Source organism: Mycoplasmopsis meleagridis, assembly GCF_900660695.1.
Classification (GTDB): Bacteria; Bacillota_I; Bacilli_A; order Mycoplasmatales; family Metamycoplasmataceae; genus Mycoplasmopsis; species Mycoplasmopsis meleagridis.
Map to the genome: position 1 here is coordinate 510758 of NZ_LR215042.1, position 24702 is coordinate 535459.

The following is a 24702-nucleotide window of genomic DNA, read 5'->3' on the forward strand; positions in this document are numbered from 1 at the left end:
TTTTCGGTTCATAAATAAACACGATAACTACTTGCTATCATGTTTATTTGTCTAAATATTATTTTTGGAAAATCGCTTGAGCACCAGTAACTATTGAATCAATAATGTCTCTTCTATATGATGAACCTGATACTGTACCATTAGAACTATTAACAATATTATTATTCAAGTTAATAAATGCTGTTTTGAATTGTTGTCTGAAAATATTTGCGTTAGGGTCACCGATTTCTGCAAATGCGTGATACACATCGCCTTGTTTAATAACATTAGCAAAATCTTGTTTAGCACGTTTTAAGTAAACATTTGTTTCTTTTGAAAAGTCTTGATTTTCAAAACCATTAACTGGGAAAATATATGATCCTGAAGATGAAACAATATCCATTGGTGTTCCAGATTTTTCTGTAGTTCCTGCATTTTGACCAACATTTTTAACATTGAAGGTGTATTTATCATTAGATAACAAGAATTTAACGAATAATCTAGTTGCATTGTCTACTGCTTCGTTTGTATGTATACCTATTAATGATGGGCCTTGAGTATAAACAACATGTGGATCTGTTGGTTTTCATTGTGAAGGAGCAGAAAAAGCAAATAATTCATTTCTGTTAAGAACAGATTCTGAACCTCTTGTAATTATTCCACCAAGACTTTCATCCATTTTCTTAATTGTTCCAAATAGTTCATATATGGTATTAGTAGAAGAAGCAGTTCTATCGGTTCTATATTGGCCTAAATAAACAAAAGTATCTGATTTAGTCGAAGTTAAATTTTTAAGTTCTGCAAGATGTTTATCTTTTGGATCTACAGTAAATACAATGAAATTATCAGAAGGTTCTGTGTTAGATTTAAGTTTTTCTAAATAAGATGCTAATGATGATTTTGCAGTATCATCGTTTGCGTAGTAGTTATATCTATCGTCTTTTGCTTGAACATATGACGGAATGTCATCTGGTGAGTAAATACCGTTTGTATTATATTTTTTATCTGTTTTTACGTATGATTTGTCACCTTCTGTTTTAGAAAATACTTTGAAATATTTTACAGGAACAAACTCTTTAACATTCAATTTGATTGATAACTCAGATGTTGTTTTGTTACCTGAAACAAAACTTTGATAGTAACCGGCTGAAGAACCAACATTTAAGGCATACTTATGATTTTTACCATCTGTTGATGAATATACTCCATCTGCTTGAATAACAACTGCTCCAGTAGCAATAGCTCCTTTAAGAGCATCATAAATAGCAACCATGTTTTTACCAATTTGACTATTTTCATCTTTAATTGATTCATAATCAGCTAGTATAGTGTCATCTTTTGTGACAACTTTAACCAAGAATTTATCATCGTCAGCCCCAACTGATGAATAGGCTAGAGTTTCAATAAAACCGGCAGCATCGTCAATACCTAAAACATGAACGTTCGAATTTCTATCTTTCGATATGCTAAATAATGTTTTAGCTTTGTTGGCAAATTCAAATAATTTTTGTGCTGATGAGAATGTGCTTTGATCTACAGTATAACCACTCAAGTTAACAGAGCTTTCTGGTTCACCTCATAATTTTTTAACAGCATTTCTGTCATTTTTTCCTTGTTCTTTAATAGCATCATAGTCGCTTAAGTTAATTTTTGCACCTTTTGATTCCATTGTTTCAAGAATATATGACATAACAGGGGCATTAACACCTAAAACATTACCAGAAAGTAAAGCTGGAACTACTCAAGTTCCTGGATTTGAAACATATGAAGTATTACCGTTATTTGCTTTTGTAAATTCACTCTTAAAGTTAGTTAACTTGTTAGATAAATTAGCATTTTCTGAATCGAAATTAAGAAGCATTCCTTTGCTTGCTAAATTCGATGCCACAACAGGATAATTAAGAATAATGCTGAATAATTCGTTAGTGTTTTTAGCTGTTAATTTGTCATTAACATATTGAGCACCTGCATTATATCCACCTGAACCTAAATTGATTAATTCAACTTTTTTATAGTACTTTAGAAAATCGTCAATTTTAGCTAGTTCAGCTGTTTCTTCATCTGTAAGAGTGCCTGTTGCTTTTTTAGCATCTAATTCTGTTTTTCTAGATTTGTATTCATTACTCAAAGAATTGAATCTATCAATAACAGCTAAAATTGCATTTCATTGTTCTCTATCTTTTGAAAAGTTAACGCCAACTTTAACAGTATTTATACTATTTGCATCAAGTCTGTTTGATAAAGCAGATTTTAAATTGTTGGCATACTCGTAATATGTTTTGGTATTAGTAGTAGAACCTTGATTGTCTTTGTTACCAGTATCACCGCCAGATGTGTTAGGATCTGGTGTTTTTGTATCTGTATCTGTACATGAAGCAGCTAAAGCAACAGGAGAGATAATACCCGCTAAAGCAGCTACCCCAAAAAGAGATTTTTTAAATTTAGTCATTAACGCCTTTCCAAACAAAATATCAATATTTGCTTTCATTTTAATTATTTATTGTCATTTAACCGCAACACTATTTTAATTAATAAAGTAAATATATAAATATTTAATAATTTTTTAGTTGAAAAATTGCATTTTTTAAAATATGGCATTTTAAATTTAAAATTTCTGTGATTGGAAAGAAGCTAATTTAAGTATTAAAAGTAATCAAAAAAGTGAAAAAAGGCATATTAGAGAAACAAATATTTCTTTATCAAGAAGAAATTTTTATTTCTGATTTGGAAAATAAAAATGCTCTAAACTATATTTTTCATTTTCGTGTTTTTTTATATTATAATACCTAATTTTTTAAATCTTTTGTATCCTATTTCCCCATTAAATAGCCTAATTAGTAAAATCAGTTAAATAAAAAAGAATTGATAAATCAACTCTTTTTTAAAGTATTTTAAATTAATGATGATTCAACAAATTTTTTGCTTCTAATTTTTCTTTGTATTCTTTTTCTAATTTATCAACATGATCAAAAAATTTATGTTCAATTTTTCTACTTCAAGAAACTTTATTACTATCTATTTTTGGTAAAACCTTGGATATATAACGATATGAGTAAAATAAAAGAAATAATGAAGCACTTAAGGTATTGGTAATAAATCCCGCAATTATAATTCAATTAGCAATATCTTTTTCATTTGTATGATTGTAAACTCCATATGCGATTCCAAAAGCAATTGGAATTATAAAAATGAAAGTAATAAAATTTTCTAAAGCTGTAGCGAGAATTGATTTTTCAATGTTGTTTGTTCCTTGGAAAACTAAAAAAGAACTTATTGATAATGATAGAGCTACTATCCTTATTGTTAAAACTCGAATAAAATTAGCTGTTTCTTTGACTAAGACACTATCAACATTTAATGCCAAAACTCATAGATTTCCTGCTGTAAGAGCAATGAAAGTATAAACTACTAAAGCATATGAAATAGAAACTATTAATGTTCAAAAATAAATTTGTTTACATCTTGTGAAATCTCTTCTTGTGTAATTGTATGAAAGTAAGCTTCTAGCACCATCGCTAATACCAAAAATTGATATTAAAAAGAGAGTAATAATAGGTGTTGCCTTGGCTCAATAAAATTGAAAATGATTAGGATCAGCAAAAGCAGGTTTAGAAAGAATAATGTTAATCATTGCAAAAGAAAATGCTACACCAAATGATCTAATAAAACCACTTAACCCCAATAAGAAAACTGGTCCTAATAATTCTTTATTGAATCTAAAATGGAATAAGCCTTTAAGAGAAAGTCAAACTTCTTTTTTCTTAGCTTTATAGGATGTATAAATAACACAAAGACATAAATTTACCATTCATCCTATGATAGTAGAAATAACTCCTCCTAAAACTCCTACCTTAGCAACAATAATGAATATCGCATCAAGAATGATATTTACAATATTTGCGACAATTCCAGCTGCCATAACATATGTATTAAATCCTTCTGCTCTTATAAAATATGAAAATAAAGTAACCATTCCTTGTAAAATAGTTCCAGCAGCATAAACGTAGACATATTCATTTGCTCACTTAATACTAAGTTCAAAAGCAGCATCATAGTAAGCTTGTAATTGTTTTAAATTGCTTAGAGTCATTCCAGCAGCTTGTGCTTTATCAATTTCTAAAACCGTTTTACCTGCTAAAGCTTTCATAATACCTGAACCAACAAAAATAAATGACATACATGTTGCTAAAATAGATAGAGCAAAAGTACATCAAAACATTGTTGCTCAAATATTTTTTGAAGCTCATTCAAGCTTTTTCGATAAACATTTTGTATAGTAAACTGAAGCACCAACAGGAATTAAATAAACTATAGAATTAGAAAAAATTATTAAAGGTTGAAAAGATGCAGAAGTAGTTGAAACAATGCTATTAGAAGTAATATAGGCTAATTTATTTGTCATATTTGGTAAGCTATTATATTCATTAAAAAGTTGATTAAAATTATTCAATGAATAACCCATATTTATAGGTAAATATGGCGCAATTTCGCCTAATCCATTATTAGTTGCATTAGCTAGTAAAACTGGTTTAGTGCTAGGAACAAATTGCTGAATAAAAACTTGATCAACAAAAGAGTAAAGACCAATCATTAATGTAAGAATTAAGGAAGGAACAGCAACTATTCAAATACTTTTTCTAATGGGCGTATGTGCAAATAATATTTCTGCTCTATCGTGTTTTAGTTGTGCTTTATTTTTCATATTACCTCCTTTCAATAATAAAAATTTAAATAAAAAAAGCCCCATGCTTTTCTTTTGGCTATTTAACAAATGGTGCCGACAACAGGACTTGAACCTGCGACCCCATCCTTACCATGGATGTGCTCTACCTGCTGAGCTATGACGGCGTATAAAAAATTATAATACAAAAAATGCTTTTATGCTTTTTTATGGTCTTTTTTTGCGTTAAAAATTATTTGATTATAATTAATATTAATTTTATTAATAGCAAGGCGTTTATGTGAAGACTATTTAAAGAAGTTTTTAAATCGTTAAGTAAAAATAAAGTTATGGTTATTGGACTAAGTATTTTAGTTTTTTTAACTGCTGCTATTTTTACGCTCTTAACTAGTGTTAGAAACTCTATGTCTAGAAGCTTTAATAATTACAAAGAAGTTTCTAGATTGCACGACATAAGCGTCGATTTAAATATTAACGCTAATGGTAGCGCTTACAATAATGGTTATTATGTTAATGGTGAATCTTCATACGATCTTAGTAAAAAACCTTTTAGTCAACAAACATATACTCCTATTGAATATAAGATAAACTATGATGCTTCATTCAATAATGAAGGTTTTAAAAAATGAAGAAAACAACTTAATCAAATTAATAACAACGAATTAGATAGTTTGATTAAAAAATATCAAGACAATAATAATCACAACGAATTAAGTGGCCAAAATATAACTAGTGAATATGTTAATATTTCGTTAATCAAAAATAGTGATTTGAATAAATTAGGTAATAAGTATTACTTTAAAAAAGATGATATCGTTAGTTTATATGTTTTAAATACCAATAATGAAAATGTTAAATGAGATTTAACTAATATTGAAGATCCTTATGTAAAATTTAACCAAAATACTTATAAAATAGCTTTATATGAAAAAGACAAAAATAATAATTTTGTTAGAGCTCACCAACAAAATAATTTAGATTTGAATACTTCTTTAACTTTTGATAAAAATTATTTAATTGGAGATTTATTACGTTTAACTTCAGACAATAATAGAGAAATAGTTTCACAAATTAGCCCTATTTTTGTCAATGTTGTAACTAAAGAAGCAACATTGGATTATTCTAAGGGAATTAATTGAATTAATGAACAACAAGGCTATAGAATAAATGTAGATCAAATAGCCAAATATTTTGACTTTAAAAAAGATCCAAATGATGATTTGAATTATATTTTGGATTCAAATAAGAACTTAAATGAATTCGTTAATATAAACAATAATCAAAAATTAAATGAACAACTAACGCTTAAAAAGGTATTTAATTCTTCTTTATTTATTGATGAAAACAAAACTATTAGCCAAGATCTTAACTATACTTTTAAAGAACAAAAATATAATATTCCACAAGAATGAATTAATAGCATTAGAATAAATACGTCATTTTTAAGACTTAATTATTACACTTCTTTTGTTGACAAAATTATTTACACAACCACAGAAAAAGAAACTGATGAAAATGGTAAAGAAAAAATTGTTTCAAGAGATATATCGGCTAAAGATTTATGAAGCGGTTCTTATAAAACATACATGTTAGACTTACTTGCTGATAAAGAAAAAAATAAAAATTTGCTTAATAATTTAGAAATTTTTTCCTATTGATATAAAAAGCAAGTTGAAACAGGCTATAAATATGAAAACATTAATGGTAAGTGAACTTTATCTAAAACACCTTTTTATACTAAAGAATCTGAAAGTCAAATTAATCCTAACTTTAATTTTTTAGATACAAATATTGTCAAACTTTACACTTATGATAATCGTAAATTACCTATTGATGATAATAGTAGAAATATTTATAAAATAGATCTAAATCAAGCATTAACTATTAAAGAAATTGAGAAAAAAAATAATCCTTCCTTGAATCAAGAAATATTGAATAACGATACAGAATTTTACAATTCTATTAGTGATCAATCAATAAGAGATAAAAGATTTAAAATCATTCAAGATAATGCTTTAAGACTAACTAAAGAAAATATTATTAATAAAGTAACTAATTTAGTAGGTAAAGAAAATATTGGTTTAAGAAAAACTATTACTGTTGATTCTGTAAGTGATAGTGGTGAAAAAAATGTTTTTCATTTTATTGATGCAGGAGATAGAGAAAATAAAGTAGATGGTGTTGAACTAAACGTAGGAAAGCTTTACAATGAACAATTTTCTCCTTCTAAATTACTTACTTTAACAAATAAATCGGATCTTTTTAATAACTATCAAATTCCTCCTAATATTGCTTCTTTGATTATTCAAAATAATCTTACAAACCAATTCAATGATCCTGATTATGTTCAACCTATAATTCAATATTTAAATATAGAATATACTAATCCTCTTACTAAAAATAAAAGTTTTTTAACTAATCAAAAAGTTGTTTGACTAAATAGTTATGTTAAAGATCAAAAAACAATTAAAAATGCAAATCAAATTCCTAATTATTTAGATACAAATTTAGGAGTTTATGGGAATTTTGATAGTATCAATTTGGTTAAAAAATATAAAAAAGAAGATGGTTCCTATGGCTATAAAACTTACTATCTAAATGGTCAAGAAAATGGATTAAACTATAGCTTATTAACTGCTTTTATGGAAAAAAATAATTTAACTATTGCTACTAGTTTTATCAAAACAAATGGTGATGGTTGAGTAAAATATGACGATAATGAAGCTTATATTCCTTTTAAATTTTGATCAATTAGAGATGATTTAAATCAATTAGTTATTAAGTCTAATTCCGTTGAACCTTTGATTAAAGAAGGCGAAAAAATTATTATTGACTTAGATATAGTTAAAAAAGGTTTTGTTCAAACTGATTTACTATATCGTCTTTTTCCTCTTATTCAAAAAGCTTTAGATGATGTTAATTTTACAAGTGTTTTAACTACTGCAAAGATTAATAATTCTACTGTTTTTAAATTTTTATCGCAACTTATTTATTATGCATCGCATGATAGTTACGGTAACTTGTTAAATTTGATTTTTAATAATTTTATCGACAAGATAAAGAACGAAGTTATTAAACAAGGTGATGATGAAAAACAAAAAGCTTATCTAATAGAACAAATTAATAATCTATTTATTACTTTTGACAAATTAAATGGTGTAGAAAAAGATAATTTATTATTAGTAACTAAATTTGTTAATTTATTTAAAAAACCTACTGATTTATTTGATTTAATCAAAAATATAGCAAGTGTTATTGACACTAAAACTTTTTCTTCCTTATGAAAAGAATGATATGACAATTCTACTAATATTAGTGATACTTATAAACCGCAACTAACTGTTGCTACATTAATTAACATGTTTATAAAATCCATTGATCCTAATGGAATGCAACAAATCCTAACTAACTTAATTGATAAAATCAATTTTAAATTATTATTAAGTACTGAAAAAGATTCATTAATTAGTCTTATTTTTAGAGATAAAAATATATTAAATATTCTTTACTCAATTATTCCTAAAATTGATGCTAATAAAGATGGCAACTTTACTAACGTTAGTGAAGGATTAAAATCATTTATTAAAGCTTTTGATTTTAATTATTTTAAAAGTAATTTTTCATCTACTATTCAAACTAACAATATCGATTATGTAGTAAATAATAATTCCTTAACAAATAGCGTCATAAAACACTATAAAATAGATGAATTATCAGTAAATAAATTAATTAGATTAATAATTAAATCACAATTTCACACTACCGGATCAAGTAAAGGCTTTAAAGAAAACGTTATTAGAACGTTTAATCTCTCTTCAGCAACAACAAGACTTAATTATGATAATTCTTCTATTTGATTACCCGCTCAAGATGAAAATAAACTAAGTTTTATTGATCTTTTAAATGCAATAAGCAATTCTTCTAAAAATAATTCTTTAAATACCAATTCTGAAAATAGTGATATTCCTTCACAAATTTGACTTCTAAATAGTTTAGATGTTATAAAAAATAGCTTAGCTACAATTAAAAATGATAAATTTGAAATTAATAAAATAACTGATTCTAACTTAAAAAACTTTATTAATAATAATATTAAACCTAAGGAAAAAACAATAACTAAAAATGAAGTAATTAATTTTATTGATTCTACTAAAGATTTTATAAAACAAACAATAGGTGGAATTAATAAAGTTAGTGAACAAAGTCAAAAAACTGGGGCTGATTTATTAGCAGATTTAGATCAATTTTATGGTGGTAATTCAATTAGGATTTTACTTAAAACACTATTTAATAACTTAATTCCACTAAATAATAAAGACGATTATTTTTATGGACAAAATGCTTTTTCTATCTTTATACCATACATTAACATGTATCAAGTTAGTGACGCTAATAAAGAAGAAAGCGATAAATTTGTAAATGATTTTCTTAATCTTGCAGTTGATAATGAAATTTTAAAAATTGCTTCTGAAGTTAATAATAATATTAATGTTCCTTTTTCTTCTACTACTAATTACACTGTAAATAAGTTTATTTCGGATCCTACAAGCGTAACTTTGTTTAACGTTGATAATCAAGGAAAATTCATAAATTCTAAAATAGAAAAATTAGCTACTAATAATCCTAAATTTAGAAATTATTTATTAAAGCATCGTTTAGAATTGATTATCCAATTAGGCTATATTGCCCAAAGTAATAAATTTGCTAATAATTTTACTGATGATGCAACAAAATCAGCATACTATATAGCAATAAGCTCTTTTGTTAAGAACTATTTAATGAGCAATAGTTTTTTTAACATTAGAAATAACGCAATTGGAATATTAAGTTATATTGATAAAAATTATTTACCTTTAGAAATTATCGGTATTTCTTCATCTTTACTTAATCCTGTTTTAAGAAGTCTTTTCCCTGAAGTTGCCATTTCATATATCGCCGTTGAAACTAATTCTAATAATAGTTCTCTAGTAAATGGTAATTTAGCCTATTTTGTTAGCGATAAAATTAATAACTTAGAACTTTTAGGCATGAACAATAGTTCTTCTAGTGAATTATTGGAACAATATTTAAATTACAATAATTCTACAAATTTTGTTGTAAATGAAATTACAGGTAATGCAGATAACGATGAAGAAATTAAAATTGACGGTTTATGATTTAAAACTATTAAATCATTTAATGCTCCTTCCTCATTTGGAATTAATTTAATCGATTTACAATATGATGCTTTAAGTAGTGTATTAGGAGAACAAGATCTAAAAGTAGCACCAATGCAACTTCCTAGATTTTATTTAGCTAAAGTTAATTTTGCCTATTTATCTGCTAATAAGAAAAAAATTTATGACGGAGAAATTCCTACAGATAAGCCTTTTTTAAAGACTGAAACAGATAATTTTATAAATCGTTTTGATGATAGCTATATCATTAACGTTAATGGAATTAAATACATTATTGTAGGTGAAGAAACAACTGTTGATTATATGTATCCAGTTATTGATGAAAATAATTTACAAGTCGATACTAAACATCAAGCTCTAGTTTATGTTAACAACAATGGCTTTAATAGAATTAAAGATGCTTACGCAGGAAATATTATTAAAGAAAATTTATTAGTTAAAGCTCCAGAAAACGTAAATGTAGATCAACTTAAAAGTCAAATTATTAAAATAGTAGATAGTTCGATTGTCAATACCAATAATTTACAAAGAGTTTTTAAAAATAATGAAACTGATATTATTAATCCAGAAAGAGCTTTGAGAATTACTACTATTACTAACATAATCAAAGTTATTTTAGTAGCTACAATTGCTTTAGTTCTTCTCTTTAGCTTTTTAGTTATTGTTTCAATAATTTTCATTATTAAAAGATACATTAATAGTAAAAATAAAGTTTTAGGAATTTTAATTGCACAAGGCTATACCCCTAATCAAATTGCTTCTTCATTATTTGTTTTTGCTTTTATCACCGCTTTAATTGGCGGAATTCTAGGTTATATTGTAGGTAATAGATTGCAATTTGAAGTTTTAGATACTTTTTCAGGCTATTGAACATTACCAAAAAATACTTTAATTTTTAATCCTATTGCAGCAATTTTTACTTTTATTACTCCTTGTTTTATCATCTGTCTTATTATTTACTTAATCACTATTACAACTTTAAGAATTAAACCTCTTGATTTAATTAATGATAATAATTCAATTCCTAAACATAAATTATTTGCCATTTACACTAATAAAATTAGAAAATATAACGTTAAAACTAGATTTTCATTCATTCTTAGTTACATAGGTATTTGAAAATTAATTTCTTTTGCAATAAGTATTATTTTGGTAACAACTGCTTCTTTATTTGGTGTTACTAATCGTGGCGTTTTTAACGATACAATTAATCTTACTTACCAAAATAGAAATTATAAATATAAGATGAATTTACAAACTCCTACTGCTGAGGCTGGTTTAATTAAAGGTTATGATAATAGTAATTTGAAAGATTTGATTTATACCCCTATAGGTACTGCAGCAGAAATTCAAACTACTTTATATAATTTTGTTGCTCCAGGAATTTCGCCTGTAATAAATAACAAAAATTCTAATGGTAATCCAGGAGTTTTAGATCCCCATGTAACTTCTCAATTTTCATTAGATTTAGTTATAGCTAGCGGTTATTCTTTAAATCCATGAGATTTGGCCTACCAAAGTATGCCAGATAGTCAAAGGACTAAAATTGATTCAATAAGAGATCAAATTGGAAATGAGTTAGAGCAATCGCAAAATAATAGAATCATAGATAATAAAACATATATTTTCACTAATAGTCCTGATAATAAAAACATGATAATTTATGCTAACAAAGACAATTTAAACGATGTAAAAAATTATTTTGCCTACTATAAAGCATTTGCTGAAAAAACAGGTCATTTTGTTTACAAAAAATGAAATGGTGATAGTTATGAAACAATTAGAGTTACAACCGATTTAAGAAATGAATATAGAGACTTCATCGTAAATGGTTATGATTATATTCAAAAACAAATTGATTTAGAAACTAATAATCCTAGTTTAATAAATGATCAAAAATACATAAATGACTATTTCATAAGTTTTTCTGGTGTAGTATTTAATAAAAAAACTGATGAAAAATATACCTATATAGATACTGATAAAGGCAAAATTGATGGTTATAGAAAAGATTCTAAATTTATTTCTTTAAAGGATTTAAAAGGAAATGATCTATTGAAAGAACTTTATGACTATAAAGTAGAAAATGATATATATCCTTTAGTTATTAATGATGTTGCTAGAAAAAAACATAAATGAAGTATTGGAGAAGTAGTTACTTTTAAAATTAACAACGAAGTACATCGCTACTTGGATAAAATTACTAACTATAAAAGAAATTTAGAAGTCAAATTTAAAATTATAGGAATTAATTCTACTTATATTAACGAAGAATTAATTACAACTCAAGAAATCGCTAATAAGCTTACTGGCCTTAGCTCAATTGTGCCAAAGGAATTAAAAAACACTGATTTTATTCCTTTTAACGGTATTTTAAGTAATCAAGATAATCCCGTTCAAATCACTGGTTCTGCTTCTCTTTATTCGCCTTCAAATTACTGACCAATTATTACTTCTTTTGAAGCAAACGAAAGTAATGCTAAAGATATTTATAACCAATTATTTAATGTAGAAAACGGCTTATTTATACATAATTTAGTAAATAATGGTTTTTCTCTAAATGATGCTCAAAAACAATTAGCTATTTTTCTAGATTCTTCAATGAATTTAGCTAATGCTAATGCTGAAAAAGCCTATAATAACGGTTTAGAAAGTCCTAGAGAATTAATTAATAAATTTGCTAATATTTACAATAATTCACTTTATACTTTACTTTCTTCTTCGCTAGATGCTAAAGATATTGAAGTAAGTTTTGTAAGTAAAATTGGTACAACAGTTAATAATGTAACTATTGGAATTATTTGAGTAACAATTATTATTTCTTTAACTATTTTAATTATTATTTCAACTATCATAATTACAGAAAATAAACGTAACATTGCAATTTGAGCGATTTTAGGTTATAAAGAGAGCGAAAAATTAAAAATGTTTTTCTCAATATTTATACCTTTTATCGTATTAGCTATTATTATTTCTATTCCCACAACACTACTTTTAATTTATCTATTCAATATCTTTATGCTTCAAGCAGGATCTATTGTGCTGATGATATCGCTTTCATTTCCACAGATAATAAGTGTTGTTTTAGCTGTTTTTGCAATTTTTATCTGTACAGCGCTCTTAACGTGATATTCAATTGGTAAAATCAAACCTATTCAGCTTTTAAAGGATTAAGAAAATGAAATTATTTAATAAAAATGATTCAGAAAAAAATGTTAATAAAAGTAAAACTATCAATGAATTAGAAAACGCAGTTAAATTAATTATTCCTGAAAAATTGAAGCAAATTAAAGTAACAACTAAAAATGTTGTTAAATATCTAGATAAAATTGATGATAAAAAGAAAAATGTTGTTGTTCCTAGAAAAATAGCTAAGTCATTAGATAAATTAGCAAATAAAAAACATCCAAAAGACGAAAATAGTAAATTAATTAATACTAAGGATTATATTTTAGAAATTAGAAATGCTACTAAATATTATGTCACTGGTAATGTTATTAATAAAGTTTTAGATAATGTAAGTTTAGACATTAAAAAAGGTGAATTATTACTTATTTTTGGTGTTTCTGGAGGCGGTAAATCTACTTTACTTAACATTATTTCTGGTTTATATAGACCAAATAGTGGGGATGTTATTGTTTGCAACCATAATTTGCCTTATTTAAGTAACCATAATTTGACTATTTTTAGAAGAGATCACGTTAGCTTTATTTTTCAAAGTTATAACCTATTAGATAATTTAAATGCCTATGATAATGCTGAATCGGGAGCTTATTTACAAAAAGATTTATCTAAAAAAATTGATATAAAAGAACTTTTTGAAAAATTTGACCTCACTGAACAAATGTATAAATTTCCGACCCAAATGTCAGGAGGACAACAGCAGCGTGTTTCTATAATTAGAGCTTTAGCTAAAAATGCAGATATTGTTTTTGCAGATGAACCTACTGGTGCTTTAGATCCTTCAACTACTAACATTGTTTTAAATACTTTATATGAAATAAATAAAAAATATGGCACAACTGTAATTATGGTTAGTCATGATTCAAGAATTAAACCAATGGCGGATAGAATTATCACCATTGCCAATGGTAAAATTGAAAACATTCATATAAATGAAAAATCTTTAGATCCAAAAGATTTCTATAATTATGATTAAAATAAAAAACGAATTAGACTAATAAAACAAACTAATTCGTTTTTTTATTCATTCTCTTTTTTGGAATTTTCCTTATTTTCTTCTTCCTTGTAATCTTTAGAATTTAAATCTTTTTCTTGTTCGTATTTTTCTTTTAATTTAGCAATTAATTTTTCTTCATCTTCGTCTAAAACATTCATATTAGCATACTTAGTAGGCATTTTTTTAAATAACATTTTGATCCATCTTCTTAAATAAATTTCACTACCATTTTGTTTTTTAAAAATTTTATTTAAGGCAATTAGTTGAAAAATTAAAGCTATAACTATATAAATTCCTATTATTGAAATAATTAAAAAAATGATAAAAATGGTTAAAACAACGGCAAATTGATTATTATTACCATTAACTAAACCAACTAAACCTGTAATGACAATAAAAATAGAAAAAATAGTTAATAGAATCGAAGCATTAATTAGTGTAAACAATTTGCCTCTAAAAAAAGTTATATTATTAGTAAAAACTTCTTTTCATGCTTTTATTCTTTCGTTAAGAGAACTAGTATCCCTATTAATCATAGGTAACTCCTTTCAAATCCCTTACATAAGTAATGAATTCTTTATAAATACGATTTAAGTCAGGTTTGTTATTAATTTTATATTTTTTTAATAAGGCTCATGACGAAAAAACGTTATAAGCTTCAATATCACTTATTTCTTGACTATTTAAATTGTAAAAAGGCATAAAATTAGTAATTTTTTCTGGATAATATTTAGCTAATAGTTTTAAAAAATTAGTCGCTAAAAAACTGCTAGGAAAATTTTTAGCATCAATTGAGCCTATCATTACTAATTTTAAAGCCATTTCTTGATCATTAAATTTAGGTAATAAAATTCCAGGTGTATCCATAAAATAATAATTACCAACGCTAATTCATTTTTGACTTCTAGTTACTCCAGGCATATTAGCAACAGCTAATTTTTTCTTTTGAGCAATTAAATTTATTAATGTACTTTTACCAGTATTTGGAATACCTAAAACAAAAATTTTTATTTTGGAAATTAGAAAACCTTTTTGTTGTTGATTTAAAATTTTTTCTCTGCTCATTTCTTTAAGAGCACTAAGAATTTTATTTCTACTAGTAGTTTTTCTTAAATCTAATCACAATAATTTATCAGTAGAAAATCTTTTAGCAATTTGTTCTTTCTTATTTATGTCCATTAAATCACTTTTAGTGATTATAAAAAGACGTTTTTTATGTGGCGAAAGTAAATCAAAATCTTCATTATAAGAACTAATAGGACAGCGAGCATCTAAAATAATTATTAAAATATCGGCAATAGAAATTTTTTCTTTAATTTCTCTAATTGCTTTAGCCATATGGCCTGGATATCAATTGATTAAAATATCGTTTTTTTGCATTAATTTGATCCTTTATCCATTTCTAGTTCTAATTTTTCTTTTTCTAAAGAAGCAATTCTATTATTCATTTCTTTTTTCATTTCCTCATAACGTTTCAATAGAATTTCATTTTGATGATCAAGTTCTGCATAAATTTCAGCTAATTTATCAATAAATTGGTCCACTTCGCTCATTGAATAACCATTAAATTCGTTGCTAAATTTAGTTTTAGAAATTAATTCGTTAAACTTATTTTTCATTTTCTAATTCCTTTGTATAAAAATAACTTAAAAATATTCCGCTTGCTACTGCTACATTTAAACTTTCAAATTTAATAGGGATATAAATTTTTTCATCTGCTAATTCATAGAGTTCTTTACTTACTCCTTGCCCTTCGTTACCTAACACTAAAACTACTTTTTCACCTTTTTTATAGGGCAAGAGATTAAAATTTAAACTGTTTTTTTCTAAAGAAGTAAGATAGATTTTATATCCTTTTAATTTTAAGTTATACAAATCTTTATAGCTATTATTAATTTTATTAACATTAACTTTAAAAATTGCTCCTTGTGATGATCTCACAACTTTATCGTTAAAAATATTAACATTTGTGAAAACACTATCAAAATTAAAAGCTATAGTATTACGTAAAATTGTACCTATATTGCCTGGATCTTGTACATTATCTAAAAAAACAATCTTTTTCCCAATAACATTATTTTTAGGTTTCTTGCACAAAGCTAAAACGCCTTCTGGATTAACTAAATTACTTATTCTATGAAAAAGAGAAGAAGCTATTTTTATACTATTAGGAAATTCATTTTTATTTTCTATTTCATAAATTTCCTCAATTAAATTAGTTTTTAAAGCTTCATAAACTAAATGATAATTTTCAATTACAAAGAAATTTTCTTCTCGATTATTTTTAAGCAATTTTCTTAAAAATTTGATTTTATTATTGGCAATACTTTTTAAAATTTTATTCTCCATTTTTCTTTAATTCTTCCAAATAATTTTTTCCTTTTTGCGTCTCAAAAAGGCTTAATTCCTTAAAATCTAATTGTCGCATAATTTCATAGCCAACAATAGCTACTGTATTAGCTAAATTAATTGAACGCATTTTATCTACCATTGGAATTCTTAAACAATTATTTAAATTCTTAATTAGAATTTCTTTATCAATTCCAGTTGATTCTTTACCAAACATTATTCAAATTTCATTTTTTTCTAATAGTTCTTTTTTATAGTCAATTTGTGCGTAATTTTTTAAACCATAACGCGTTAAATAATAAATATTTTTCTTTCCATAAAGATTGTAAAAATCTTTATAAGAAGCATGTATTTCATGAGGAATGTCGCTTAATAATCTTCCTGCCGCAGGGCGCGATAAATATTTAGGATCTAAATCAAAAGCAATAGGTTTGATAATATGTAATTTAGCATTAAGAGCAAAAGCTGTACGAATAATATTGCCTGTATTAGGCGAAATTTCGGGTTCAAATAAAACAATATTAAGCATGCCTATTCCTTTTTATTGCACAAAATTATTTCTTATATTAAAATTATTTATTATTATACTTAATTAAGTAAGTAAGAAGGAGCCAATATGAAAACAATGTTAGATGTTGCACTTGCTTTTGTTAAAGAAAATTGTAGTAATCAAAACTACATAGCTTTTAATGAAATTTTTAATAACGTTGAAAGCGAATTACATGAAAAATGAGAAATAGAAGCAGCAAATAAAAATCTTAATTATGAAACAATTCAACTTAACAAAATTGGCGAATTATATCGCTTACTTACCGTAGATTCACGTTTTGTAAGAAATACAGAAGGTTTATGATCAATAAAAATTGGTTATAAGTAAAATAAAGAGACAAAAGATAATTTTGTCTCTTTTTCATCCATTTTAAATGTAAAATGTGGTTTTTTGAAATTAAGAAATATGAAAAGATCATTGTGATTGATAAGTCTAATTTCTTTGCTTTTTATAACAAGTTCATGTAACAATAATTTTGATAAACCATTCTATAAAATAGTCTCAAATGAAATTTGAGATATTCATGATGGCGATACTTTTAAAGTAACTAAAAATAAACAAAATTACACAATCAGACTTTTTGGAATTGATACTCCAGAAATTAATTTTGTCAAAAATAAAATTAAAACTAATTACGCTATAAAAGCAAGAACTTTTACAGAAAATTTTTTAAAAAATTCACCTATAGAATTAACTTATCTTAAAAAAGATTTTTACGGCAGATATGTATGCTTAGTAAAAAATAGTAAAAATGAAGATTTGGTTTATAAAATAGCTTTAAACGGATTTGGAATTGTTAGATATGCTGATGATGAAAATTATAAAAATCCTTTCTATATTGCAGATGAAGAATTAAAGGTCTATATTCAAAAACTAATGACTGCAGAAAAAATTGCTAAAAAAAATAAAATAGGCATATGGTCAAATGAAAAACTATACACTAAGATTTATTCCTAAAATTCCATTTTAATATATAATATTAGACGCAATTTCAATTGCCTCTTGCTAGTGGGAGATAAATTTATCGCTAGTACCACGTTATCGAAAGGATATAAAACAATGGCAAAATCAAAAGCAGACATTGTTCGTGTTCGTAAATTGCAATTTAATGCAGGGCAAGCAAAACCAGGACCAGCTCTTGCTGGTGTTGGAATTAACATGCCTGATTTTACAAGAGCTTTTAACGACGCTACAAAAGATAGAGGAAATGAACCTGTTCCTGTGCAAATAACTGTCTATAAAGATAAATCTTTCGAATTCAAATTATTTACTGCTCCTGCAAGTTACAAATTAAAACAAGCTATCAAAAGCGAAAAAGGTAGCTCAAATGCTAAAACTAACAAAATTGCTTCAATTACTGTTGATCAATTAAGAGAAATTGCTGAATATAAATTACCTGACTTAAATACAGATAATGTTGAAACTGCCATGAAAACAATAGCAGGAACAGCAAAACAAATGGGTATTACAATTGAAGGCTGAGAAGGAGAAAATAAATAATGGCTTTCAAAGGCGGAAAGAAAATTAGAGCTGCTCGTGAATCTTTTGATAAAACAGTAGCATACGAATTGAAAGAAGCTTTAGAATTAGTTAAAAGAACTTCATATACTAGTTTTGATGGTTCAGTTGAATTGATACTTAAGTTGAATCTTGACGTTCGTAAAGCTGATAAACAATTAAGAGGTTCAGTTCTATTACCTAATGGAACTGGCAAATCTGTTAGAGTTTTAGTTGTAACTAATAATCCTGAAAAACAAAAATTAGCTAAAGCTGCGGGAGCCGATCAAGTTGTGGATGGTCTCGAATTAGAAGAAAAAATCAAAGAAGATGAATTCGATTATGATGTAATGGTTGCTGATCCAACAATGATGCCTCTATTAGGAAAATATGGTAAAAAATTAGGACCAAAAGGCCTTATGCCTAATCCTAAGACTGGTACGGTTACTCCAACTCCTGAAAAAGCTGTTGAAGAACTTAAAAAAGGTAAAGCAAATTACAGAACGGATAAAGCCGGAATTATTCACACAATGATAGGTAAAACTAGCATGGATACAAACAAATTGGTAGAAAATGCTAATACAGTTATTTCATTAATTAAAAAATTAAAACCTTCAGCTGTTAAAGGAGCATATATTCAAAATATTGTTGTTTCTGCTACAATGGCTCCTGGAGTTAAGGTTAAAATTGAAAAATAACATTTTATTAAAAACGAACATTAAATTATTTGCGTTACAAATAAATGTTCGTTTTTTTTTTTTTTTTTTTACTTAATTAATATATATAATATTCCCATACAATTTGAACCAAACATAGATTTTATGGTAAATAGCGTATTTATAAAATGATAATTCTATAAGTATGTTTGTAAGAATAGCATTTTTGCACTATTTAGATACAAAATGTTGTATTTACTAAACATGCATTTAACATGGTTTTACAATTTGTATATTATTCTATTTTTAGTGAGAGCAAATGAAGAAAAACAAAATAACAAAAATTGTGACAAGTTTATTTTTTGTTGGTGGATTTATTCCTATGGTTTCAGGAACAAGTACAACGATAACATATAACGCGGGAATACCTAAAGATTATTTCCCAAAAAATAAAGAATTAGATAGCAAAAATTTAAATGATATTTTAAAGCAAGATAGATTTGATTTAAGAGATTATAACTTAGTTACTCCCGTTAAAAATCAAGGTATCGAAGGACTTTGTTGAGCTTATTCAATAGTTTCTGCGGTTGAAAGTTCTATTTTAAGACAAGCGCCTGGAAACTATAATATGAAAAATCTTGATATTGATGAAAATCAATACGACTATGTTTCTAACGTCAGAACAGAAGAAGCAAACAAATTAAAATTAGCTGGAAGCGATCATTTCGAAAATGAATTAGGTGTAGGTAATTATATTTTTGATTCCGCATTGATGGCGTTACAAAAAACCTCTTTCGCTAATCAAGGTGTTAAAAAGGGATATGTAGAACCTATTGTTAATATAAAAAATATCATTCAAGTTAACTGATCTAATAAAGAAGAACTTAAAAAAGCAATTGTTAAATATGGCGGCATAGCTTTTTCAATGACTTATCCATATAGAACATTTAATGCTCATTCCATTTTTTATAATAATAATTACACTGAACCAATGGAAGGGGTTTTAGCTCATGCATGTACAATCGTTGGTTGAGACGACACCTATTACAAAAGTAATTTTAAACCCAATCCGGCAACTCAAAAAGGAGCTTGAATTGTAAAAAATAGTTGAGGAACTAAATATCAATCAGAAGGATATTTCTACTTATCTTATGATTCTCCATTACAAGATGCTGTTGCCTTTGAAATAGAAAAAGACTTTGTCCCACAAAATGCATATTATTATGATGGTAGAAGAAACTATACTGAATATTCTACAGATTCAAACGAATATGCAGTTGTTTTTCCAGTTAGAAAAGCAAACGATGAAACTACTGAAAAGCTTAAATCAATTAATTTAGTGCTAACTGGCAAGAATATCAACATTCATTCTAAAATTTTTATAGGTGACGATAAAAACATTGATCTTAACGGTAAAAATCCTGCATATGAATGAGATACTACTGTAGATAATTCTGAAACTAATGGAAAAACTGGTGCATTTACTTTAGAACTTCCTAAAGCTTTTGAATTGCCAAAAAATAAATATTTCGCTGTTGTTGTAAAACTTTCTTCGTCAGATAAAAATTTAGCAATCAATTACTCATACGAACCAAATAGCGTAGGTGATCTTACCTTTCTTAAAATTAAAGATGGAACATGATCTAATGCTAAAGAAATTTTAAACGGATCATTCAAAATTAAAGCTTATACATATACAGAACCAAAGAACAAGAAATTGGAAATTGAAAATAATTCTAATCCTGTTTCTGAACCAACTACTTCACCAAAACAAGAAAATTCTTCACAAACAAATAAAGAACAAAGAGTTGTAGTTTCAGAAAACTCTCCTAGCACAAATGATAGTATTCAGGAAAATGATAATTCAGCAAATTCTTCTAATATTGAAGAAATTAGTAACAGTCAAAATTCAACAAATGAATCCCCTAATGAATTTAACAATTCTAACAATGAAGGAGAAATTGTAGATGGCCCTTCTGCTAACAATGAAAATGAAGAAATAACAGAAGGAAATACAAGTGATTATAATTCTCATGAAGCAAATAATACTTCTGAAAATGAGATAAATTCTAACGTTGAAAAAACAAATGAAAAAGAAACCAATTCTAACAATAATGATAATACAGAAAAAGTAAGTAATAATAATTCTCTCGCTGAATCAAACAAAACAAGAGAAGCTGATAATAGTTTACTAATAAGTCAAGAACAAAATGTATCTTCAAGAACTAAATTAATTTTAGCAATTACTTTGCCTGTTCTTGCTGGAGCATCTTTAATTAGTTTTATAGGTTATAAATTATTTAGAAAATTTGGCAAAAAATCTTAGTTAAATAAAAAAACAACAAATTTCTTTTATTAAAATCTTTGTTGTTTTTTTATTTAACCATTTCTTCTCATTTATTAGTAAAATAGGTCAAAACTTCATCATAATCTTTAAAGAGATTATTTTCAACTAACATTTTAAATGAACAAGATAATACAAAATATAAATTATCATTATTATCATTTAACTGAGAATATGTATTAGTGGTCAAATAATTAGATCATTTAAACGAATTATTTGCTACAGTATGACAAATTTTGTTTCTATTAGTCAATGATTTATCTTTTATTTTTTTATTGAAAAAAATATCAAAGGTTTCATCTGCTATAGACCTAGGATTTATTAATTTGTTAGCATTAACAAAAACTTGTTTAGGATTAACAGATCTAATAGAATATTCTTCAAATTTTTTGAAGTTAATTTTATTATCCACTTTTATATTGCTTAATATACTGATGTTTTTAAAATACTTATATATTGCATATCCTATAAATACAAATGAAACTATTCCTACAGCAATTAAAACTAGTAAATTAAAATTTATATTCCCGCTTAAAAAAAGTCCTAAGCAAATAAAAAATATTAGTAAATTTAAACTTGAAAAAATTATTAAAAGTAGTAAATTGGTTCTTTTTGCTCTTTTAATAAGTGTATTAGGCACTTTTTGTTGTGAAGTAAGCGAATTTATATATAACTTTGAATGATAAATATAAATACTGTAAAGAAGAGCCATAAAAACTAATGGTATAGCTAAATAAATAGTAAATTCAAAATTATTATTTGATTTAGATATATTGTCAGTTGTTTTTTCATTTGCAGAAATTTTATTTGTTGCTGCCTCTGATAAAAATCTGATAAATTTATTACCCATTTTACTCCTTAATTAACTTATTTTACCAATATCCTTTTTATTTATTGTCTCATTTTTAATATAATAAACCTTATGGAAAAGGCAATGTTTAAATCATTAACTGATATAAAAAATACTTACCAACAACTTAATAAAAAGTTAAATGAAGAAGAAACGATAAATAATATCAAGGAATATACTAAAATCAATCGAGAAATTAATAAGATTAAAAATATTGCAATCAAATTTAATGAATATGAAAAATGCCTAGAAGAAATAAATGAAGCAAAAATTATGCTTGAATCCAAAAATAATGAAGAAGTTGAATTTGCCAAATCAATTATTGACTTAAACACTGTTAAAACAGACGAATTAGAAAATTTACTTAAAATTTTAATTTTGCCTAAAGATGAAAATGATGATAAAAATGTCATTATTGAAATAAGAGGAGCTGCTGGCGGCGATGAAGCCAATATTTTTGCTGGCGATTTGTTTAGAATGTATTCTAAATTTGCTGATGAAATGAATTTTAAAATTAAATTGCTTGCAGCAAATAGTGCTTCTACTGGCGGATTTTCACAAATTGTTTTTTCTGTAAGAGGAGAAAATGCTTACTCTAAATTAAAATTTGAAAGTGGTGTACATAGAGTTCAAAGAGTTCCCGTAACAGAAAGCAGCGGTAGAATACACACTTCAACTGCTACAGTTACTGTTATTCCTGAAATTGATGATTCAATTGATATAGAAATTAAAACTAGTGAAATTAAAATAGATACTTATCGTTCAAGTGGAGCAGGCGGGCAATCAGTTAATACAACAGATTCTGCAGTTAGAATTACTCACATTCCTACTGGAATTGTAGTTTCTTCGCAAGATGAAAGAAGCCAAATTGCTAATAGAGAAACTGCTATGATGGTATTAAAGTCTAAACTTTATGATTTAGAAATTGCTAAAAAAGAAGAAGAAGAAGCTGGATATAGAAAACTTGCGGGTCATGGAGATAGAAGCGAAAAAATTCGTACATATAATTATCCCCAAGATAGAGTAACTGATCATAGAATTGGTTTTTCTACTTCTCTTAAACAAATTATTGAAGGAAAATTACAATCAATTATTGATGCTTTATTAACTGAAGAACAAAATCAAAAAATTAAGAAAGCAGGCATAATATAATGAATGAAAAAGAGCAAATATTATTGGAAGAAAAAAGAAAATATAATTTGCCTCTTTTTTTATATTCTAAAGAGAAAAAACTTTTAGAAAAAAATATACCTATTCAACAAATCATAGGATATGTTGAATTTTTAAATACTAAAATTTTAGTTAATAAAGATGTTTTAATTCCTAGATATGAAACTGAAGAATTAGTAGATTTTTTGCTCAAAAACGTTATAAATAAGCAGAATATGAAAATTTTGGATCTTTGTAGTGGAAGCGGCTTTATTGGTTTAGCCATTAAAAAGAATTTTTCTAGTGCTGTTATTACATTAAGCGAAATTAGTTATAAAGCTATTAAAGTAATTAAAAAAAATATTAAACTTAATTTTAAAAGTAAAAAAAATATTAAAGTTATTAAATCTAACCTATTTAAAAATATAAAGAATAAATTTGATTTGATTGTTTCAAATCCTCCATATTTATACAAAAAAGATAAAACTATAAGTAAAGAAGTTATTGATAACGAACCAAATATTGCTCTTTTTGCTCCAGAAAAAGGTTTCAAATATTATCGTTTGATCCTTGAACAATATAAAAAATATTTAAATAAAAACGGAATAATAGCATTTGAAATTAATCCTTTTCACGTAGAAAAATGAAAAAAAATTAAAAATGTTCAAATTCTAAAAGACATCAATGGAAAAGATAGATTCGTAATATTAAAAGAGTTTAATATATAATAAATTTATGAACATTAAAGAGGTTATTATTTCTAAACTAACTAGGTTAGCTAAAAAGGATGTCAAAGAAGACATGCTTTTATCAGAGTTAAAAATTGATTCTTTAGACTTAGCTGAATTAATTTATGAAGCTGAAGTAAGCTATGGAATTCTTTTTGATGATAGCAAATTTAATGACATAAAAACGGTAAGAGACATTATCAATATTATCGAAGAAAGTTATAACGGTAACAAATCTAATTCTTAATTTATATTACAATATGATAAAATTATTTCTGACAAATGTAGGAGTGTAGTTCAACGGTAGAACAACGGGCTTCAACCCCGTGTGTTATGGGTTCGAATCCTGTCACTCCTGCCATTTTTTTTTTTTTTTTTTTTTGTTATTGTTGTTGTTGTTGCTGTTTGTTTTGTTTTTTGTTCTATAACTAAGAAAAACAAAAAATGAAGATGTTTCTTCATTTTTTGATTTGGTACATCCTGTGGGGATCGAACCCACGACCCAGGGATTAAGAGTCCCTTGCTCTGCCGGCTGAGCTAAGGATGCATAGCAAAATCATTT

General features: G+C 25.9%; 18 protein-coding genes and 3 tRNA genes. 11 read left to right on the top strand and 10 right to left on the bottom strand.

What is annotated here, in order from left to right; genetic code table 4:
- Positions 1-58: 58 nt before the first annotated feature.
- The 3 genes from EXC33_RS02085 to EXC33_RS02095 form a co-directional block, all read right to left on the bottom strand.
- Positions 59-2428: a P68 family surface lipoprotein gene (locus EXC33_RS02085; RefSeq protein WP_046096812.1), complete on the bottom strand. Its 2370-nt coding sequence runs from the start codon at positions 2426-2428 to the stop codon at positions 59-61.
- A 447-nt stretch (positions 2429-2875) separates the two neighbouring features.
- Positions 2876-4681: an MATE family efflux transporter gene (locus EXC33_RS02090; protein ID WP_046096811.1), complete on the bottom strand. Its 1806-nt coding sequence runs from the start codon at positions 4679-4681 to the stop codon at positions 2876-2878.
- A gap of 70 nt (positions 4682-4751) precedes the next feature.
- Positions 4752-4827 (bottom strand) — tRNA-Thr (locus EXC33_RS02095).
- Positions 4828-4938: 111 nt separating this feature from the next.
- Here EXC33_RS02095 and EXC33_RS02100 point away from each other — a divergent pair.
- Together EXC33_RS02100 and EXC33_RS02105 are read left to right on the top strand one after the other, a co-directional pair.
- Positions 4939-13011: an ABC transporter permease gene (locus EXC33_RS02100; RefSeq protein ID WP_046096810.1), complete on the top strand. Its 8073-nt coding sequence runs from the start codon at positions 4939-4941 to the stop codon at positions 13009-13011.
- Positions 13012-13015: 4 nt separating this feature from the next.
- On the top strand, positions 13016-13996 hold the full coding sequence (locus EXC33_RS02105; protein ID WP_082065484.1) for an ABC transporter ATP-binding protein: 981 nt from the start codon (positions 13016-13018) through the stop codon (positions 13994-13996).
- Positions 13997-14040: 44 nt separating this feature from the next.
- Here EXC33_RS02105 and EXC33_RS02110 read toward each other — a convergent pair whose 3' ends face one another.
- From EXC33_RS02110 to EXC33_RS02130, 5 genes are read right to left on the bottom strand one after another with little or no spacing between them, the layout of a single operon-like run.
- Complete coding sequence (locus EXC33_RS02110) at positions 14041-14553, bottom strand: hypothetical protein (protein WP_046096808.1); 513 nt, start codon at positions 14551-14553, stop codon at positions 14041-14043.
- Entirely contained in the window at positions 14546-15397 is an 852-nt protein-coding gene (ylqF, locus tag EXC33_RS02115) for a ribosome biogenesis GTPase YlqF (RefSeq protein WP_046096807.1), read from the bottom strand. Before ylqF ends, EXC33_RS02110 begins: the two co-directional genes overlap by 8 nt.
- A complete protein-coding gene (locus EXC33_RS02120; RefSeq protein WP_046096806.1) occupies positions 15397-15636 on the bottom strand; it encodes an MAG0865 family DivIVA-related protein in 240 nt (79 codons plus the stop codon). Before EXC33_RS02120 ends, ylqF begins: the two co-directional genes overlap by 1 nt.
- Positions 15626-16366 (bottom strand): TrmH family RNA methyltransferase, encoded by a 741-nt coding sequence (locus EXC33_RS02125; protein WP_046096805.1) that lies wholly within the window; start codon positions 16364-16366, stop codon positions 15626-15628. The genes EXC33_RS02120 and EXC33_RS02125 overlap by 11 nt, the downstream gene beginning before the upstream one ends.
- Positions 16356-16895, bottom strand: coding sequence for a tRNA (cytidine(34)-2'-O)-methyltransferase (locus EXC33_RS02130; protein WP_046096804.1), 540 nt, complete (start codon positions 16893-16895; stop codon positions 16356-16358). The genes EXC33_RS02125 and EXC33_RS02130 overlap by 11 nt, the downstream gene beginning before the upstream one ends.
- An 87-nt stretch (positions 16896-16982) precedes the next feature.
- Here EXC33_RS02130 and rpoE point away from each other — a divergent pair, with 87 nt between their 5' ends.
- The 5 genes from rpoE (at position 16983) to EXC33_RS02155 (ending at position 21395) form a co-directional block, all read left to right on the top strand.
- Complete coding sequence (gene rpoE, locus EXC33_RS02135) at positions 16983-17243, top strand: DNA-directed RNA polymerase subunit delta (RefSeq protein ID WP_046096803.1); 261 nt, start codon at positions 16983-16985, stop codon at positions 17241-17243.
- A gap of 78 nt (positions 17244-17321) precedes the next feature.
- On the top strand, positions 17322-17873 hold the full coding sequence (locus EXC33_RS02140) for a thermonuclease family protein (RefSeq protein WP_046096802.1): 552 nt from the start codon (positions 17322-17324) through the stop codon (positions 17871-17873).
- Positions 17874-17975: 102 nt separating this feature from the next.
- Complete coding sequence (rplK, locus tag EXC33_RS02145; RefSeq protein ID WP_046096801.1) at positions 17976-18416, top strand: 50S ribosomal protein L11; 441 nt, start codon at positions 17976-17978, stop codon at positions 18414-18416.
- Positions 18416-19111, top strand: a complete 696-nt coding sequence (rplA, locus tag EXC33_RS02150) for a 50S ribosomal protein L1 (RefSeq protein ID WP_046096800.1) — start codon at positions 18416-18418, stop codon at positions 19109-19111. The genes rplK and rplA overlap by 1 nt, the downstream gene beginning before the upstream one ends.
- Before the next feature lie 277 nt (positions 19112-19388).
- Positions 19389-21395 (top strand): C1 family peptidase, encoded by a 2007-nt coding sequence (locus tag EXC33_RS02155; RefSeq protein WP_046096799.1) that lies wholly within the window; start codon positions 19389-19391, stop codon positions 21393-21395.
- Between the two features lie 49 nt (positions 21396-21444).
- On the opposite strand, the gene EXC33_RS02160 is transcribed toward EXC33_RS02155, so the two are convergent.
- Positions 21445-22263 (bottom strand): hypothetical protein, encoded by an 819-nt coding sequence (locus tag EXC33_RS02160; RefSeq protein ID WP_046096798.1) that lies wholly within the window; start codon positions 22261-22263, stop codon positions 21445-21447.
- Between the two features lie 72 nt (positions 22264-22335).
- Between EXC33_RS02160 and prfA the strand changes: the two genes are divergently transcribed.
- The 4 genes from prfA to EXC33_RS02180 all read left to right on the top strand — a co-directional run bounded on the left by prfA (position 22336) and on the right by EXC33_RS02180 (position 24501).
- Positions 22336-23415 carry a peptide chain release factor 1 gene (prfA, locus tag EXC33_RS02165; protein ID WP_046096797.1) on the top strand — a complete coding sequence of 360 codons (1080 nt, stop codon included), beginning with the start codon at positions 22336-22338 and terminating at the stop codon, positions 23413-23415.
- Entirely contained in the window at positions 23415-24140 is a 726-nt protein-coding gene (gene prmC / locus EXC33_RS02170; protein WP_046096796.1) for a peptide chain release factor N(5)-glutamine methyltransferase, read from the top strand. The genes prfA and prmC overlap by 1 nt, the downstream gene beginning before the upstream one ends.
- Before the next feature lie 7 nt (positions 24141-24147).
- Positions 24148-24387, top strand: coding sequence for an acyl carrier protein (locus EXC33_RS02175; protein WP_129727295.1), 240 nt, complete (start codon positions 24148-24150; stop codon positions 24385-24387).
- 39 nt (positions 24388-24426) lie between these two features.
- Positions 24427-24501: transfer RNA gene (locus EXC33_RS02180), tRNA-Trp, on the top strand.
- A gap of 110 nt (positions 24502-24611) precedes the next feature.
- Here EXC33_RS02180 and EXC33_RS02185 read toward each other — a convergent pair.
- Positions 24612-24687 (bottom strand) — tRNA-Lys (locus EXC33_RS02185).
- Positions 24688-24702 lie beyond the last annotated feature (15 nt).